Origin of the sequence: Prauserella salsuginis, assembly GCF_024648885.1 — a bacterium.
Taxonomy (GTDB): Bacteria; Actinomycetota; Actinomycetes; order Mycobacteriales; family Pseudonocardiaceae; genus Prauserella; species Prauserella salsuginis.
The window spans coordinates 530,125-546,596 of record NZ_JANBBF010000009.1 but is presented as its reverse complement, the minus strand read 5'-3'; the positions used below and the strand labels follow the sequence as shown (position 1 = coordinate 546,596).

The window sequence follows — 16,472 nt, the reverse complement described above, 5'->3', positions numbered from 1 at the left end:
CACCGACCGGCTCACCGCAGATACAGCCGCACCGTGTCGATCTCCTCCCGCAGCAGGCGGACGTCCTCGGCGCGGGGCCGCGGCGTCTCGGCCACGTCCGCGCGTACGCGCAGGTCCCAGCCGGTGTTCTCGGCCGCCTCGGCCACCGTTACACCCGGATGAACCGCCGCGAGCTCGAGTTCGCCGTAGCGGTCGGGCCTGCGCAGAATGCCGAGCGGCGTGATGACCGTGGTGACGCCCGCACCTTCCGGCTGGTGGAACCCCTCCTGCCGCCGCGCCCTGACCGGACTCGGCGAGGTGCAGAAGTCCACGTCCGCGGGCAGCGCGTGCGGATCGTGGCGGCGCAGCACGACCACGATCTCGCGGGCGGAAGCCATGATGTCGCTCGCACCGCCCGATCCGGGCAGCCGCACCTCAGGCCGCCTCCAGTCGCCGATGACGGAGGTGTTGATGTTGCCGACCCGGTCGACCTGTGCAGCGCCGAGGAACCCGACGTCGACGTACCCGCCCTGCAGCACATAGCCGAACAGCGCGTCCATGCTCAGCATCGCCTCGGACCCCGACACCAGCACCGAGTCGGCGATCCCCTCGGCCATCGCCTCCGGATGCGCACCGACGACGCCGGACTCGTAGACGAGTTCCACTCCCGGGTTGACGGTGCGTTTGGCCAGGTCGACGGCCAGCGTCGGGAGGCCCACCCCGGCGAACACCCGGTGGCGACCGGCGAGTTCGCGCGCGGCGACCGTGGCGAGGAACTCCGCGCTGTGCGGCGGAACATCGGCCACGTCCGCAACGGGTCGCCCGGCCGACGACCGTTCCGCAGTGGACGGTCCACTGCCGTGCCGGGAAGAGTCTGCCGTCATTCCTTCCTCCGTCCGTAGGAGACCGAACCGGAAGGGGCCGGCGCGACCCGCAGCCCGTCCCAGCGCTGCTGCCCGAGCTTGGCGAGATAGCCCGCGTGATCGGCGGTGCCGTGAATCCACTCGTCGATCCACGCGAGCGCCGCCTCCCTGTCCCGACTGATCGGCGTCCACTCCCGGTAGAAGGCGCTGTCCCGGTCGTAGCAGCCCTGTGCGTACGAGGGGTGCGCCCCGCCCGGCACCTCGACGACCGCGTCCACCGCGTGTGCGGGGATCAGAGTGCGGTTCGGATCGGCGCGGACCACCTCCGGCGCGACGATCTCCTCGACCGTCACGATCACGGCGGAGGCGGCGTACGCCGCGGGCGCCTGCGCTCCGGTGATGCCCCACAGCTGCGTGTTGCCGCTCGCATCGGCCCGCTGGGCGTGCACGATCGTCACGTCGGGGTTGAGCGGCGGCACGACGTACACCCTGCCCTCGCCGTACGGACTCTCCACCGACCGGATGCGGGGATTGAGCGCGGGCAGGTCACTGCCCACATAGGACAGCAGCGGCTGGAACGGCAGTCGTTTCGCACCGGCCTCGTACCGGCAGTACATGCCGTAGTGCGAGTACTCCTCCGTCTCCAACGGCGCCGGATCGTGCTGTTCGACCCGGCGCCGGATCTCGTACAGCGAGCCCGCCGAACCGCTGGCGAAGAACGACGCCACGAGCCTGCTCACGCAACCGGCGACCAGGAGCTGGTCGGTGAGGATGTCCGGCGTCATCCGGCACATCGTCAGGTCACGCCTGCGCTGCCGGATGATCTCGTGCCCCGCCGCGAACGGGATCAAATGGCCGAAGCCCTCCAGCGCCACGGTCATGCCGTCCCGCACGTGTGCGGCGACCGCCTCGGTCAGCGTCGTCACCTTCGAGCCGGTCACGTGCGCACCTCCGGATCACCCTCACGCCGCTCGCCTGACCCGGCGCCGTCCGGCAGTGACTCGTCCCGCAGTGACTCACCCTGCAGGGCCTCGCCGGACCCCGCCGCGGCAGCGGCGACCGCGTCAGCGGCAGCCGCGTCATCGCCGCGACGCTCCGGCGGCCCGGCGTGGTGGCCGAACAACCGGAGCCCCGCCAGCAGTGCGACCACCACGACCAGGCCCGCCATCGACGACACCGTCTCCGGCAGCAGCAGTGCGACGCCCCCGGCGAGCGCGACCGCGCGCGCCCACCCCGGCATCCGGACCTCCACCAGCGGTGCGTATCCCTCGAACGCGGCACCCATCGCGAAGACACCGACGATCGCCAGCCCGACGGCCTGCAGCACGGATCCGACGTCGTCCTGCGCGACCAGTGCCGGGTTGAGCGCGAAGCAGAACGGCACGATGTACTTCGCGGCGCCCAATCGCATCGCCGTGACCGCCGTGGCCATCGGCGAGCTGCGGGCGATGCCCGCCGCCGCGAACGCGGCGAGCGCGACCGGTGGCGTGATGTAGGAGGCCGCCGCCCAGTAGATGACGAACAGATGCGCGGCGACCGGGTTCACCCCGAGTTCGATGAGCGCGGGCGCCATCACGATCGCAAGGAAGACGTACACCGCCGACACCGTCATCCCCATGCCCAGCACGAAACACGTGACCGCACCGGCGATGAGGATCAGCAGCACGTTGTCGCCGACGGCCGCGACGAGTTCGCGGGCCAGCGACAGCGACGCCCCGGACATCGACAGCGCGCCGACGATCAGTCCGACACCGGCGATGATGCCGACGATCTCGGCGATCGACCGTCCCGAATCGACGACGACGGCGAGCAGACCGCGGGCCCCGAGCCGGTGCCGCGGCCGCACCACAGCGATCGCCAGCAGCAGCGCCGCCGCCATGAACGGGGCCTGCGCCTCGTCGCGCTGCCACACCAGCAGCAGGATGAGCGCGCCCAGCGCCAGCAGATACGGCCAGCCCGTCCGCAGCGTCGCCAGAGCCTTCGGCAGGCGTGACCGCGGTTCGCCGCGCATGCCGGTGCGGGCGGCGTAGGCGTCGACCTGGGTGAAGACGCCGACGTAGTAGAGCAACGCCGGCGCTGCCGCCGCCAGTGCCACCTCGGAGTACGGGATGCCGAGGAACGAGACCATCAGGAAGGCCGCCGTGCCCATGATGGGCGGGGTGATCGATCCGCCGGTGGCTGCGGTCGCTTCGATACCGGCAGCGTACGTGCCGGGATAGCCCGCCCGCTTCATCGCGGGAATCGTCATCGGACCCGTGGTGAGCACATTGGACACCGCCGACCCGCTCATCATGCCCATGGACGCCGAGCTCGTCACCGCGACCTTGGCGGAACCGCCCCGAGCGTGACCGAACACGCTGCGCGCGAGGTCGATGAAGAACTCCGCACCGCCGGTGCGCTGCAGCACGACCCCGAACACCAGGAAGCCGATCAGGATCGCTCCCGCGGTCTGCAGCGGCAGTCCGAGGATCGAGTCCGGCCCCAGCGCGTGAACCGTGGCCGCACGTTCGATGGGGAACGGCACGCCCTGCAGGAACCCGATCGGCATCTGCTCCGCGATCAGCGGGTACAGCGAGAACGCGCCCGCGATGATCGTCACGACGAGTCCCGCAGTGCGCCGCAACGCCTCCAGTACCAGCAACCACAGCACGAACGACCCGGCGACCGCGAGCGGCGGCGCGGCGTAGTCCCAGCCTTCCAGCGAGATGTCCTCGGCGTGCACCGCGAAGTACAGGTTGGTCACGACACAGACCACGGCGAGGACGGCGTCGTACCAGGGCACCGAGAACCGGGACCGGTCGGCGGACTTGCGCGCCCTGACGAGAATGAAGACCTGCGACAGGAAGCACGCCAGTACGACGTACAGGAAAGCGTTCAGCAGCAGCGTGAAACCGCCGGGGTTCCAGAAGAAGACCTGGTTCAGAACGATCAGCACCCCGGCGATGGTCAGCGTCACGGCCGCCCCCGCCCAGAACCGTTGCCCGCCGGTGAGCCGCGCCGTCTCCGCGGCCGTCACCACCGGGCCGTGCTGCCCGTCGGCCGGGCCGTCCCGGTGGTCGTCGGCCGAACGTTCGTCGATCACGTCATTCATCGCCGGCCTCCTCGAGGTGCTGCTTCTTCCAGGCCGCCCAGTCCCGGCGGAGGTTCTCCGACTCCTTCACCTGCTGCCAGCCGCGGCGGAGCTGCTTCTCCTGTGCCAGCAGTTCGTCCTGCCGCTGCTGGGCCTCGGCGGTCCACACGCCCTCCTGCTCGAGGACCTCGACCAGGCCAGGGTGGAACGGCACCTCCACCGGCGCGATCATCGCGTCGTCGGTCGACCACAGATCCGTGGTCGAGGTCGCGTCCCGGTACTTGTCGTAGCTATCCACAATGGATCGCGCCAGCTGGGAGGCGACCACGTCGGAGGTGTCGGCATACGTGATGACCGGCACCGCGTACCAGAAGCCGGTGTTCGAGCCGCCCTCCTCCTGGCCCGGCGCCCCGGTGAACGAACGCAGCTCCACCGACGGCACGTTCTCTTCGATGGCCCGCTGCGTACGCGGATCGTTCTCGTCGAACTCGAGCCAGTGCACCGGGGTGGTCGATTCGAGTTCCGCCAGCGAGGAGCCGTACACCTGCTGGAACAACACGTCCAGCTTGCCTGCCTTGAGCGCGTCGGGCTGCTCGCCGTACCCGATGTCGACCGGACGGACGTCGTCCCAGGTCAGCCCGGCGCTGGCGAGCATCGCCTTCGTCTTCTGGTTGACCGAGGGGTTGGCCGTGACCCGCGGGACCCGCTTGCCTTCGAGGTCGGCGGCCTCCTCGATACCGGAGCCGTCCCTGGCCATCCAGCTGTGCGGGGCGGTCGGGGCCCAGACCACCCGGGTCCGCTGTGGCCCCCAGTCCTCGTCGGCGAACTCGTGCTCGGCCCGGAACCCGAAGATGTACTCGTCGCCGACGCGCGCGAACTGGGTCTGGCCGTCCTTGAGCGGCAGCATCCGGCCGATAGCCGTGCCGGAGGTGATGATTCGGAACCGGGTCCCCTCCGCGGCGGTCACGGCGTCCGCGACGGCTGCCACGTCGGCGAACGTCGCGGTCCCCGTGCCGTAGGTGGACAGCGCCACCACGTCGATCGGGGTCTCACTGCGCGCCGGATCCTCACCCCCTCCACAGCCGGAAAGCAGGAGCAGGGCAGCGGCCACGAGCGCGGCCGGCGTGTGACGTCGTGTGTCCATCCATTCGTCCCGTCGTTGGGAGAAGCGCCACCCGCAACGGTGATGGACGGCACACGTTCGACGCCAATACTTCTTGTCGACCCGATTGATACCCGCACAGTGTCAGTGCTGTGGTCGATTTTTCCGGCAGTGGCCGTAATCAGGCTCGTTCCCCACTTCACCGCCGGCCGCAACCGCCAACGCCCCCAGGGCACCCTGGGGCGTTGATCGAGCGCTGCCGCGCGGGACGCATCCGTCTGGGTGGTGGGAGACGGTCGGGAGCCACGAGTCTTCCGCTCGCGGAGCGACTCCGACCACGTATCGCACCGGTCCCCCGGGGTCCTGACCCGACGGCATAGCCAGGGCAGCGCTTCCCGGCGGCAGACTCGCCTCCCACAGCACGAACGGCTCAATCCCGGCCACGACGCCGGTCGGCCCCGCACATGTGCGGGGCCGACCGGCGTGGCTGCAGAGGCGGCTACGCCGCTTCAGTGCTGGGTGGTGAGGGTGTGGGCGCGTTCGACGAGTTCGAGGACCTCGACCGCCTCATGCGGGTCGACCGGCACCTCGCCCGTGCCGGCAATGGCCTCGGCGAGCCGGCGGTAGAACTCGCCGTAGTCCCCACGCCGCGGCTCGACCCGCCGCGACTCGTCCCGCGTACCGACCGTGGCCCACTGCCCCTCGGCGCGAACCCCAAGCCCGGCATCGCCCGGCCTGGCACCCCCACGCAGCGCATCCTCCTGCGGATCCAACCCCCAGATCGTGAACCCGGCCCGCGACCCCGACACGTGAAACCGCGGCCCCGGCAACGGCGCAACCCCCGACATGATCAACCGCGACCGCGTCCCATTCGCGTGCCGCAACACCACCACCGAATCGTCATCAGCGGCATCCGATCCCCGCGTGGTCACATCAGCCCACAGATCCTCGACCGGCCCGAACAGCCGCACCGCCTGATCGATCAAATGCGTACCCAGGTCGAACAGAATCCCGCCGCCCTCGGTAACACCCGCGCTCGCCTTCCAACCGCGGCCGCCCTCGGGCTTCCACCACTCGAACCGCGACTCGAAGCTGTAGACCTCGCCCAGCTCACCGGAGGCGACCAGCTCCCGCAACGTCAGGAAATCCCCATCCCACCGGCGGTTCTGATACACCGTCAGGATCCGCCCGGCGCGGCGCGCACGGTCGATCAACGCCCGGCCCTGCTCGCTCGTCGTCGCGAACGGCTTGTCGACGACGACGTGCAAGCCCGCGTCCAACGCCTGCCCAGCGATGTCCGCATGCGACGCAGGCGGCGTCCCGACCACCACCAAATCCACATCCGAGGCTCGCTCCAGCAACGCAGCCACATCCGGCAACACCGTCACCCCCGGATACGACTCCCGCGCCTCCCGCGCCCGCTCCCCATTCCCGGTCACAACGAAATCCAACGAAAACGCATCGTCATGATCCACAAACGGCGCATGAAAGATGCGGCCTGCGGTGCCGAAACCGATGACGGCCGTACGTACTGTCACTGCTCCACCCCGTAACTCTCCTGCGCGGTCCGGGCCGAGACGCGGCCCTCCGCGACATCGCGTTCCACTGCCGCGCGACCCCGTTCCCCCGGTGGTCCGTACCCGCCCGCACCCGCGGTGCGCACGGAGACCACGTCGCCGGTTTGCAGGCGGGTGTATCCGGCGATGACCGGCCGGGCTCCCTCGGAAAGCTCCACCTCCGCGCTCGCCCCGGGGCCGCCGCCCGCGAGTCCCCACGGTTGTGACGTCTGCCGGGACGTGTCGAGCCAGAAGTGCACGTCGTCGGCCTCGACACGCACCGTGCGCCGGATCCCCATTCCGCCGCGGGTCCGGCCGACCCCGCCGGAGTCGTCGATGAGCGCGTACTCCGACACCAGCAACGGGTATTCGGTCTCCAACGCCTCGACGGGCAGGTTGCTGGTGTTCGTCATGTGGACCTGGACCCCGTCGAGGCCGTCCTTGCCGAGCCGGGCGCCGCAGCCGCCGCCGATCGTCTCGAGGTAGACGAAGTAGCGCCCGGTGCGCGTGTCGACGCCCGAGAAGTGCACGCCGGTGTTGGCTCCGTTGCTCGCTGCCGTGACAGCTTCGGGCACGGCGTCGGCCAGCGCGCCGTGGATGAGGTCGACGACCCGCTGGCACGTCTCGCTCCTGCCGTTGACGGCCGCGGGCTCCACGCAGTTCAGCACCGACCCACGCGGTGCATCGATGCGCACGGGCCGGTGCAGGCCCGCGTTCGGCACGATGTCCGGATCGACGAGCGTCTTCAGGGCGTAGTACACGGCGGCGTACAGGCCGGTCCACACGACGTTCACGCTCGCCCGCACCTGATCCGGTGCGGTGAAGGCGAAATCCACCTCGTCGCCGCGCACGGTGACGTGAACACCGAGGTCGAGTTCCTCATCCAGTTCGGGACAGTCGAACACGTCGGCGAACGTGTACTCCCCGTCGGGAACCCGGGAGATCGCCGTTCTGGTGCGCCGCTCGGTGTAGTCGAGCAGCGCTTCCGACGCCCGCACGAGCGTGTCCGGTCCGTAGCGTGTGGACAGTTCGGAGAACCGGGTCACCGCCAGCCGGTTGGCCGCGATCTGAGCGCGCAGATCGGCCTTCCGTTCGTGTGGGACCTGGCAGTTGAGCAGGATCAGGTCGAACAGGTCCTGCTGCATCGTGCCCTCGCGCATCAGCCGCACCGGCGGGATGCGCAGCCCTTCCTGGAAGATGTGCGCGTGGCCGCGGTCGCCGAAGTCGGCGTGGTGGGCCAGATTCGCGACCCACCCGATGATCTCGCCGGCGACGAACACGGGTGAGACCAGCACGATGTCCGGCAGATGCGAGCCGCCGCCGTGGAACGGGTCGTTGCCGATGAACGTGTCGCCCTCGGCGATCGTGTCGGCCGGGTACCGTCGCGTGATCTCGTCGACGATGCCCATCAGGGAACCGAGATGCAGCGGCGATCCGCCCTCGTCCTGGGCGAGCATCCGGCCGCGGGCGTCGAACACCGACGCCGTGCAGTCGCGGCGCTCCTTGATGTTCGTGGAGTAGGCGGCACGCACCAGCGTCTCGCTCATCTCCTCCACAACGGACGAGAGCGCCGACCCGATCACCTCGATCAGCACGGGATCCTTGATCACTGTCCCACCTCCACGACGATGTTGCGCAGCGCATCGACTTCAGCCACGTCGCCGGGCAACAGCAGCGTCGTGGTGTCCATCTGTTCGATCACGGCGGGGCCGTCGAACCGGTTTCCCGCCTCGAGCCGCGACCGGTCGTACACCGGGCAGGAGACGAAACCGCCGGCCTCCGGCACATAGACCTCGCGGGTGGTGCGGATCGCCGCCGACGCGTCGGTCCCGGCCCGCTCCGCACGCTGCAGCTCCGCCCTGGCGACCTCGCCGATCGCACGCAGCCGCACCGTGACGATCTGCAGCTGTTCGTCCGGCGCCGCGTAGCCGTAGAGCCGTTCGTGCTCGGCGGCGAACCGCTTGGCCAGCTGGTCGATGGTCGCCGCCGTGACGTCGCCGTCGGGAATGCGGACGGGCAGTTCGTAGTTCTGCCCCGCGTACCGCAGTTCGGCCCAGCGTTCGAGGTTCCTCCGCCCCTCGGGGACGTTCTCCTCGGCGAGCCACGCCGACGCCTGCTCCCCGAGCCCGTCCAGCACCTCGGCCAGCCGTTCCGCCGCGTCCGTCTCGCGACCTTCCTCGACCCGCATGATGTTCGTGCGCAGGAAGTCGGCGCGGATATCGGTCATCAGCAAGCCGGCCGCGCACTGCGCACCCGGCGTCTCCGGGATCACGATCGCGGGCATGTCGAGTTCGCGGGCGAGCCTGCTCGCGTGGAGCGGGCCTGCGCCGCCGAACGGGACGAGGGCGTAGTCGCGCGGGTCGTAGCCGCGCTGGACGGAGATGACGCGGATCGCCCTCGCCATGTTCGCCGTGATCACCCGTACGATCCCGGCCGCCGCGTCGAGCACGTCGAGCCCGAGCGGCTCGGCCACGGACTCGACGGCCCGCCGGGCGGCGTCGGCGTCGATGTCCAACCCGCCGTCGAGCAGGTGCTCCGGATTCAGCACGCGCAGGACCACGTTCGCGTCTGTGACGGTCGGCTCGGTGCCGCTTCCGTAGCAGGCGGGCCCGGGATCGGCTCCCGCGCTGGCAGGGCCGACCTTCAGCGCGCCGCCCGCATCGATCCACGCGATCGACCCGCCACCGGCACCGACCGTGTGGATGTCCAACATGGGTGCCCGCACGGGCCTGCCGTCGATCTCGGTGCCGTTGGTGACCTTCGGGACCCCGTCCTGCACCAGCGACACGTCGGAGGACGTACCGCCGACGTCGAAGGTGATGATGTCCGGATACCCCGCTGCTCCCGCGAGCTCGGCCGCACCCACGACCCCGGTGCTCGGGCCGGACAGGACCATGCGCGACGGCGTGCGCTCCGCGGTCTCGAACGGGATGATGCCGCCGTTGGACTGCGTGACGTGCGGCGTCGCCGTGAGGCCGAGCTCGCGCAGTTTCCCGCGAAGGCGGGCCAGATATCGGGACACGACCGGTCCGATATAGGCGTTTATCACCACAGTGGACAGTCGCTCGTACTCGCGGAACTCGGGCAGCACCGCCGATGAGATGGACACGTACACCCCTGGCAGCTCCTCGGCCAGGATCCGCTCGACCTCTCGTTCGTGCTCGGGATGCACGAAGCTGTAGAGGAAGCAGACGGCGACGGCCTCGACTCCCTGCCCGCCGAGTTCCCGCGCGAGCTGCCGGACCTGCTCCGGATCGAGGTCACGTTCGATGCGCCCGTCGTGGCGGACGCGCTCGGAGACCTCGAGCCGCCGGTCCCTGCCGACGAGTGCGCCGGGCTTGTCGGCCTGCGGGTCGTACATCGCGGGCCTGCGGCCGCGCCCGAGTTCGAGCAGGTCGCGGAACCCCTCCGTGGTCAGCAACCCGGTGCGCGCGCCACCCTCGGTGAGCAGGGCGTTGGTGCCGACCGTCGTACCGTGCGCGAAGTAGCCGACCTCGGCCAGCTGCCGGCCACCCAGCTCGTCGAGCAGGCCGGACACCCCGTCGACGATCGCGCGGCCGGGGTCGTCAGGGGTACTGGGAACCTTGCGTACGGAGATGCGACCGGTGCGTTCGTCCAACGCGCACACGTCGGTGAACGTGCCTCCGGTATCGACGCCGATGCGAAGTGTCATCTACTGAGCCTGTCGTGTCGGGATTGAGTGAGAACCTTCTCAGTGGGTGTTGGGTGAGAACCTTCTCAATGCGGGTACGATGCGTCAAGACACCCGGGGAAATTCGCGGTGAACGACGGGAGGTGCCACGGGATGACGGAACGTGGTGCGCCCTCGCTGATCGACGTGGCACGCGAAGCGGGCGTGTCGACGGCGACCGCGGGCCGCGCACTCGGCGGCTACGGCAAGGTGAGCCAGCGCAGCCGTGATCGCGTCGCCGACGCCGCCGCGCGGCTCGGGTACCGCACCAACGGACTCGCCCGCAGCATGATCACCGGGAGCACACAGACCCTGGGCGTGCTCGTCAGCGACGTGTCGAACCCGTTCTTCGCCACCGCCCTGCGCGGCATCACGGACGTCACGCAACCGGCGGGATTCGAAGTCCTGCTGTCGAACACCGGCGGCGACGTCGAAGCCGAACGCCGTGCCATGGCGGTGATGTCGGAGAAGCGGGTCGACGGAGTCATCGTCGCGCCCGCACTCCCGTCCGAGGGTGCGCATCTGGCGCGCGCCATCGACGTCGGCGTGCCCGTCGTCTTACTGGACCGGCTGGCCAGCGGCGTTCCGAATGCCGACAGCGTGACGATCGACAACGAGCACGCGGTCGCCGAGGCCGTGGGACATCTCGTCGAGCTGGGACACCGGCGCATCGGCGTGATCACCGAGGCCGGCGGCGATCTCGCACACCTGAGGAAGGGCAACCGCAAACGAGGGCTGCTGCCGAGCGCGGTGCGGTTGCGGGGCTATTTCTCGGCTCTCGCCGACGCGGGCATCACCGCGGACGAGACACTCGTCGGCGCCGCGCGCTACGACCGCGAGTCGGCCTACGACGCCACGACCGGCCTGCTCGACCTGGCAGAACCGCCGACGGCCCTGTTGTGCACCGACAACGTTCTCGCGTCGGGCGCGTACCGGGCTGCCCAGGACCGCGGGCTGCGCATGCCGCGAGAACTGTCCCTGATCGGCTTCGACGACGAGCCGTGGACGACCCTCGTGCGGCCGGGGCTGACCGTCGTCGAACAGCCGACCTACGATCTCGGCGTACGCGCAGGCAAGCAACTGCTCGACCGGATCGACGGCGGCCCCGGACGGGCGCGCCACGCCCAGTTGCAGGCCAAGCTCGTCGCACGAGACTCCACGGCGTCGCCGCGCTGAGCGCCTCGGCACGGCAGCGGTCTCTCCCACGCCGCGATCTCAGCCGACGTGAGGCGCTGTCCCCGGTGCCAGCTCAACTCCGCTGTCGGGGGCGGCGACACCTGGCCCGGGCGGCGCCGAGTTCTCCTCACGCGGCGTTGTACTGGATCAGGACCCATGCGAGGAACACGTTGCTGGAAAGCTGGATGTCCACTACCTCGACGGCGGGATCATTCAGGAATTCGTTGACCTTCTTGTCCAGCTTCTCGGGGTTGCTCGAATAAAACGTCTTGATCTTCATTGGCTGAACGTAACAGCGGGTGCCACCGGATAGCGCAGCGCCGACTCGGCCACCAGAAGCTCGATCGAGCGGCCCGGACAGTGGCGAACGTTCCGTTGCTACCCCACCGCGATCAACCCCGACCGCACTCGGTCCGACACCGAGGGTCACGGCCCCGGACGTCGCGCGGCCGGAAGCCCCCTATCCGTCGTCGCCGACCGTTGACGCAGCGCACGACATCGCACAGGATGAAGCTCCCGATCGGGGAAGCACCCGAACTCAGACGGCTCACCTGTCATGGGGTGATGAGATGAGTGCCCCATCGCTGGCGCGACTCGCGGAACATCGCGGCCACGCCATCCTGGACGACACCGGCGATGCCGGGCAGACGGTCGACGTCTGCACCGGCACGCTGCGTCCTCATTCCCTCACCGTGAAAAGCGCGGGCTCGCACCTCGCCACCAGGTTGGTGCATGTCCGGCTGCAGGACACGTCGGTCAACCGGCTTCGCTACGGCACCGAGGTCACCGTCAGTTCCGGCGACGGCGCACTCGACGACTACCTGCTCACGCTTCCCCTGTCCGGCCACGGCACGTTCCGATACGGCAACGAGGTCGCCACCGCTTCGCCCGACCGCGGCGTCATCATCGGCCCGCACCGGGAGTTCGCCTTCGACTTCGGCCCGACCTGGGACCAACTGGTCATCCGGCTCGACCGCGAGCGCGTCGAGTCGGCCGCGGCCGCGTTGACCGGCGACGTCGGCCCCGTCGACTTCGACCTCGCCCTCGCACCGGGAGTGGCCACGCTCGACGGCCTGTTGGAATCGGCCGTGAACCTGGCCGGTTCCGAGATCACCGACCAGCGGCCGCGCCTGATGTGGCAGTTCGAGCAGCTGATTCTCGAAACGCTGCTCGCCGCGCAGCCGAACAACCGGACGTCCAGGACCGGCGCCGGTCAGGGCCGGCCGAACTCGCCACGCGTCCACCAGGCCATGGAGTTCATGCTGGACCGGCTGAGCGAACCACTGACCGTCACCGCCGTCGCCGAGGCCTGCGGCACGAGCGTCCGAACCCTGCAGCAGACGTTCCGGCGCGAGGTCGGTTCCTCACCGCTGCAATGGCTCCGCGAGCAGCGCCTGGAACGCGCACACGCGCTGTTGACCACCGGAGCACCCGGGCTGTCGGTCACCGACGTCGCCTATCGCTGCGGCTTCTTCCACCTCGGCGAGTTCGGCACCGCGTTCCGCCGCCGCTACGGCACCACACCTTCGAAACTGCTGGCGACACGCCGCTGACCCGCGGCGGGCGTCCCTTCCCACGGAGCGGCCGCCTGCGCGATTCCGAGCACGGCCCGGCGTCCATCCGATATCGGTGTGCCTTGCATCACGCGATGGTGAGGCCATGCGAATCGCCCTCCTTCAACTCGCCAGTCCGGGCGAGGAATCCGTAGAGGACCGGATCGCCCGGGTGACCGGCATGGTCGACGCCGAGCACGAGTTGGCCGACACCGACCTGCTCGTCCTCCCGGAGATGTGGACCGCCGGATACTTCTCGTTCGAGCAGTACGCGGCCCGCGCCGAGCCGTTCGAAGGCCCCACGCTGGCGGCCGCACGCACGTGGGCCCGCACGTTCGACCTGCTGGTCCATCTCGGCAGCTTCGTGGAGGCCGGCGCCGACGGGCGGCTCCACAACACCTCGGCCGTCGTCGCCCCCGACGGGACTGTCGTCACGGCCTACCGCAAGGTGCACCTGTTCGGCTACGGATCGCGGGAATCCGAGCTGCTCACCCCCGGCGATCAGCTCGGTGTGGGACACGTCGGCGGCCCCACCGCCGGCATCACCACGTGCTACGACCTGCGATTCCCCGAGTTGTTCCGCAGCCTCGTCGACGAGGGCGCCGAGCAGCTGCTCGTCTGCGCGGCCTGGCCTGCCGCGCGGCTGTCGCACTGGCGACTGTTCACCTCCGTCCGCGCCGTCGAACAGCAGGCCATCCTGATCGCCTGCAACGCCGTCGGCGAGCAGCACGGCGTCGTCCTCGGCGGTCACAGCCGAGTGGTCACGCCGACCGGCGAAGTCCTGGTGGAGGCAGGCACGGAGGAAGGCTTCACCTACGCCGACGTCGACCCCGCCCTCCCGCGGCAGGCGCGCGCCGAGTTCTCCGCACTCGCGGACCGGCGCTGGCCCGTGCCGGCCCCGGTGCCCACGTCGTAGCGCCCCACCGGCGCCATCCCCCATTCAGCACGGAATCCCCAACAGTCAAGGAGAGTCATGGCCCGCACCGCCACCTCGCTCCGGCTGCGAACCGTCGACGGCCAGCCGGTCGACGTGACGCCCGGCCGTCTCGTCGTCGCCGGCTACACCGGCCGGAACCAGGACGCAGTCCGGCACCACATCGAGGAGCTCGCAGCCATCGGTGTCCCCGAGCCGGACAGCATCCCGGCCTTCTACGAGCTGGACACCGGCCTGCTGACCGTGGACGAGACCGTCGAGGTCGGCGGCAGGCAGACCTCGGGCGAAGTCGAGCCCGTCCTCGTCCGCACCGACGGCCGCTACTACCTGACGGTGGGCAGCGACCACACCGACCGGGCGCTCGAGCGTCACGACATCAAGGCTTCCAAGGGCGCGTGCCCGAAGCCCGTGGCCGGCACCGTGATCGACCTGGGCACACAACCCGAATCGCTGCCGTGGGACGAGATCACGGCGGCCTGCTGGCTGGACGGCGAGCTCTACCAGGACGGCACCCTCGCCCAGCTGCTCCCGATCACCCAGGTCCTCGCCGAATGGGACTCGTTCGGCTCCGGCGACGTCCCGCTGGTCCTTTTCGGAGGGACGATGCCGCTCCTCGACGGCGAGTTCCGGTTCGGCCGGGAATGGCGGATGCGCCTCCACGTTCCCGGACAGCCCGCCGTCGAATTCACCTACACCACTTCTGTGAGGGAAAACTGATGCGCACCAGCACCGACTACCCGGCCGCACTCGACGACGGCCGCCGCGTCGTCGTCGACGGTGAGCCGGTCAAGAACGTCGCCGAACACCCGGCCTTCGCGCCGATCGCCCACACGATCGGACGTCTCTTCGATCTGGCGGCCGACCCCGTCAACAACATGCGGACCGATGACCCCGCCACCGGACGGGCCGTCAATCGGCTCTTCCTCCCGCCGCGTGACGCCGGGGAGCTGACGGCCTTTCGAGAGGCCGCTCAGGTGTGGGCCACCGAGACCCACGGCTTCGTGGGACGTTCGCCCGACCACGTCGGCGCGTTCCTGGCAGCGTTCTCCAGCCACCCCGAGGCATTCGCCGAGAACCGGGGTCCCGGCAAGAACCTGGCCGAGAACGTCCGTGCGTTCCATCGCCGCGTGGTCGCCGACGACCTCTACGTCTCCTACGCGATCATCCCGCCGCAGGTCTCCCGTGCCACCACGGCGCATGCCTGGGAGGGCGACTTCATCCAGGTCGGTGTGAAGGAGGAACGGCCCGACGGGATCGTCGTGCAGGGCGCGCAGATGCTCGCCACCGGCGGCGCCGTGGCCGACGAGATCCTGGTCTCCTGCATCAAACCCCTGCAGGCCGAGGACGAGGACTTCGCGGTCAGTTTCACCGTGCCGGTCGCCGCCGAAGGGCTGACGCTGTACTGCCGGCGCCCCTATGCTCCCGGAGCCAGCAGCGAGTACGACTACCCGCTCACGTCGCGCTACGACGAGACCGACGCTCTCCTGGTGTTCGACGAGGTCTTCATCCCCTGGGAGAACGTCTTCGTCTACAAGGACGTGCCCGGTCTCCGCCGGCAGTTCTTCGACACCGGAGCCCATGTTCTCGGGAACTGGCAGGCCCAGATCCGCTTCGCCACCAAGCTGCGCTTCCTGGCCGGGCTGGCTCGCAAGGTCGCCGAGGTCAACGGTGTCGACAAGTTCCCCGGTGTCGTGGAGAAGCTGGGCGAGCTGGCCAGCCTGGTGTCCATCGTGGAATCGGGGGTGCTCGCCGCCGAACACACCGCCGACAACGACGAGCAGGGGCTGTGCCGTCCCGGAGCCCGTGCGCTGTACGGGGCCATGGGGCTGCAGTCCGAGATCCACCCGCGGGTGATCGGCATCCTGCGTGACCTCGCAGGCGGTGGCGTCCTGCAACTGCCCGCGAGTGTCGAGGAGCTGCGGGGTGAGACGACCCGCGCCCACATGGATCGTTACGTCAGCAGCCCCGGCACCCCGGCCGAGGAGCGGATCAAGTTGTTCAAGCTGGTCTGGGACGCCATCGGTTCGGAGTTCGCCGGCCGGCACCAGCAGTACGAACTCTTCTACGCAGGCGCGCCTTTCGTCGTGAAGGGCTACGCCTACCGCAACTACGGCTACGACCAGCCGCTCGCCGAGGTCAACGACTTCCTCGCGAGCTACAGCACCACCGGCACGGAGGCAACACGATGAGCAAGCCCGCGATCGAGTTCACCGACATCACCGACATCGAGTACACGCTGTGTCCCGGTGACGATCCGCTGATCAAGGAGCGCATCCTCGCCACCGACCCGGCGACCGGCGTCGCCACCAGGATCCTGCGGTACGAGCCGGGTGCCGACTCGACTGCGTTGGGGGCGCAGAAACACGAGTTCTGGGAGGAGGTCTACATCATCGAAGGGTCCTTCACCGATCTGACGCTGGGTCAGACCTTCCACGCCGGCCAGTTCGCCTGCCGTCCGCCGGGCATGCCGCACGGGCCGTGGCGCTCCGAGGAGGGCGTGACGACCTACGAGGTCCGGTACCCGGCGCCGGCGGAGCGGTGAGATGCC

General features: G+C 69.7%; 14 protein-coding genes. 6 read left to right on the top strand and 8 right to left on the bottom strand.

From position 1 onward, the window contains the following. Positions 1–11: 11 nt before the first annotated feature. The 7 genes from LY40_RS09275 to LY40_RS09245 form a co-directional block, all read right to left on the bottom strand. Positions 12–863, bottom strand: coding sequence for a CoA-transferase subunit beta (locus LY40_RS09275; RefSeq protein WP_183783505.1), 852 nt, complete (start codon positions 861–863; stop codon positions 12–14). Beyond that, entirely contained in the window at positions 860–1,783 is a 924-nt protein-coding gene (locus LY40_RS09270) for a CoA transferase subunit A (protein WP_183783504.1), read from the bottom strand. The genes LY40_RS09275 and LY40_RS09270 overlap by 4 nt, the downstream gene beginning before the upstream one ends. Then, positions 1,780–3,933 carry a TRAP transporter permease gene (locus LY40_RS09265; protein ID WP_258936558.1) on the bottom strand — a complete coding sequence of 718 codons (2,154 nt, stop codon included), beginning with the start codon at positions 3,931–3,933 and terminating at the stop codon, positions 1,780–1,782. The genes LY40_RS09270 and LY40_RS09265 overlap by 4 nt, the downstream gene beginning before the upstream one ends. Continuing rightward, positions 3,926–5,056: a TAXI family TRAP transporter solute-binding subunit gene (locus LY40_RS09260; RefSeq protein WP_183783501.1), complete on the bottom strand. Its 1,131-nt coding sequence runs from the start codon at positions 5,054–5,056 to the stop codon at positions 3,926–3,928. Before LY40_RS09260 ends, LY40_RS09265 begins: the two co-directional genes overlap by 8 nt. Positions 5,057–5,523: 467 nt before the next feature. After that, positions 5,524–6,552 (bottom strand): Gfo/Idh/MocA family protein, encoded by a 1,029-nt coding sequence (locus tag LY40_RS26375; RefSeq protein ID WP_258936557.1) that lies wholly within the window; start codon positions 6,550–6,552, stop codon positions 5,524–5,526. Next, the gene (locus LY40_RS09250) at positions 6,549–8,180 is read right to left on the bottom strand and encodes a hydantoinase B/oxoprolinase family protein (protein WP_258936556.1); all 1,632 of its coding nucleotides are present in this window, start codon (positions 8,178–8,180) and stop codon (positions 6,549–6,551) included. Before LY40_RS09250 ends, LY40_RS26375 begins: the two co-directional genes overlap by 4 nt. Further along, complete coding sequence (locus tag LY40_RS09245) at positions 8,177–10,243, bottom strand: hydantoinase/oxoprolinase family protein (RefSeq protein ID WP_258936555.1); 2,067 nt, start codon at positions 10,241–10,243, stop codon at positions 8,177–8,179. Before LY40_RS09245 ends, LY40_RS09250 begins: the two co-directional genes overlap by 4 nt. 132 nt (positions 10,244–10,375) lie before the next feature. Between LY40_RS09245 and LY40_RS09240 the strand changes: the two genes are divergently transcribed. Beyond that, positions 10,376–11,437: a LacI family DNA-binding transcriptional regulator gene (locus LY40_RS09240; protein WP_258936554.1), complete on the top strand. Its 1,062-nt coding sequence runs from the start codon at positions 10,376–10,378 to the stop codon at positions 11,435–11,437. 127 nt (positions 11,438–11,564) lie between these two features. Here the strand turns inward: LY40_RS09240 and LY40_RS09235 are convergent, their stop codons facing one another. After that, positions 11,565–11,717 carry a V-type proton ATPase subunit F family protein gene (locus LY40_RS09235; RefSeq protein ID WP_183780239.1) on the bottom strand — a complete coding sequence of 51 codons (153 nt, stop codon included), beginning with the start codon at positions 11,715–11,717 and terminating at the stop codon, positions 11,565–11,567. A 289-nt stretch (positions 11,718–12,006) separates the two neighbouring features. Here LY40_RS09235 and LY40_RS09230 point away from each other — a divergent pair, with 289 nt between their 5' ends. The 5 genes from LY40_RS09230 to LY40_RS09210 all read left to right on the top strand — a co-directional run bounded on the left by LY40_RS09230 (position 12,007) and on the right by LY40_RS09210 (position 16,466). Next, positions 12,007–12,990, top strand: coding sequence for an AraC family transcriptional regulator (locus LY40_RS09230; RefSeq protein WP_258936553.1), 984 nt, complete (start codon positions 12,007–12,009; stop codon positions 12,988–12,990). A gap of 106 nt (positions 12,991–13,096) precedes the next feature. Next, positions 13,097–13,906, top strand: coding sequence for a nitrilase-related carbon-nitrogen hydrolase (locus LY40_RS09225; protein WP_258936552.1), 810 nt, complete (start codon positions 13,097–13,099; stop codon positions 13,904–13,906). A gap of 57 nt (positions 13,907–13,963) precedes the next feature. Then, positions 13,964–14,641: a DUF2848 family protein gene (locus LY40_RS09220; RefSeq protein WP_258936551.1), complete on the top strand. Its 678-nt coding sequence runs from the start codon at positions 13,964–13,966 to the stop codon at positions 14,639–14,641. Beyond that, a complete protein-coding gene (locus LY40_RS09215; RefSeq protein WP_258936550.1) occupies positions 14,641–16,113 on the top strand; it encodes a 4-hydroxyphenylacetate 3-hydroxylase family protein in 1,473 nt (490 codons plus the stop codon). The genes LY40_RS09220 and LY40_RS09215 overlap by 1 nt, the downstream gene beginning before the upstream one ends. Next, on the top strand, positions 16,110–16,466 hold the full coding sequence (locus LY40_RS09210; protein WP_258936549.1) for a cupin domain-containing protein: 357 nt from the start codon (positions 16,110–16,112) through the stop codon (positions 16,464–16,466). The genes LY40_RS09215 and LY40_RS09210 overlap by 4 nt, the downstream gene beginning before the upstream one ends. Positions 16,467–16,472 lie beyond the last annotated feature (6 nt).

What these genes read in the sequence shown, in the direction of transcription:
- LY40_RS09275 (WP_183783505.1), bottom strand. Translation starts at nt 863, where the DNA reads ATGACGGCAGACTCTTCCCGGCACGGCAGTGGACCGTCCACTGCGGAA.
- LY40_RS09265 (WP_258936558.1), bottom strand. Translation starts at nt 3,933, where the DNA reads ATGAATGACGTGATCGACGAACGTTCGGCCGACGACCACCGGGACGGC.
- LY40_RS09260 (WP_183783501.1), bottom strand. Translation starts at nt 5,056, where the DNA reads ATGGACACACGACGTCACACGCCGGCCGCGCTCGTGGCCGCTGCCCTG.
- LY40_RS09245 (WP_258936555.1), bottom strand. Translation starts at nt 10,243, where the DNA reads ATGACACTTCGCATCGGCGTCGATACCGGAGGCACGTTCACCGACGTG.
- LY40_RS09240 (WP_258936554.1), top strand. Translation starts at nt 10,376, where the DNA reads ATGACGGAACGTGGTGCGCCCTCGCTGATCGACGTGGCACGCGAAGCG.
- LY40_RS09235 (WP_183780239.1), bottom strand. Translation starts at nt 11,717, where the DNA reads ATGAAGATCAAGACGTTTTATTCGAGCAACCCCGAGAAGCTGGACAAG.
- LY40_RS09230 (WP_258936553.1), top strand. Translation starts at nt 12,007, where the DNA reads ATGAGTGCCCCATCGCTGGCGCGACTCGCGGAACATCGCGGCCACGCC.
- LY40_RS09225 (WP_258936552.1), top strand. Translation starts at nt 13,097, where the DNA reads ATGCGAATCGCCCTCCTTCAACTCGCCAGTCCGGGCGAGGAATCCGTA.
- LY40_RS09220 (WP_258936551.1), top strand. Translation starts at nt 13,964, where the DNA reads ATGGCCCGCACCGCCACCTCGCTCCGGCTGCGAACCGTCGACGGCCAG.
- LY40_RS09215 (WP_258936550.1), top strand. Translation starts at nt 14,641, where the DNA reads ATGCGCACCAGCACCGACTACCCGGCCGCACTCGACGACGGCCGCCGC.
- LY40_RS09210 (WP_258936549.1), top strand. Translation starts at nt 16,110, where the DNA reads ATGAGCAAGCCCGCGATCGAGTTCACCGACATCACCGACATCGAGTAC.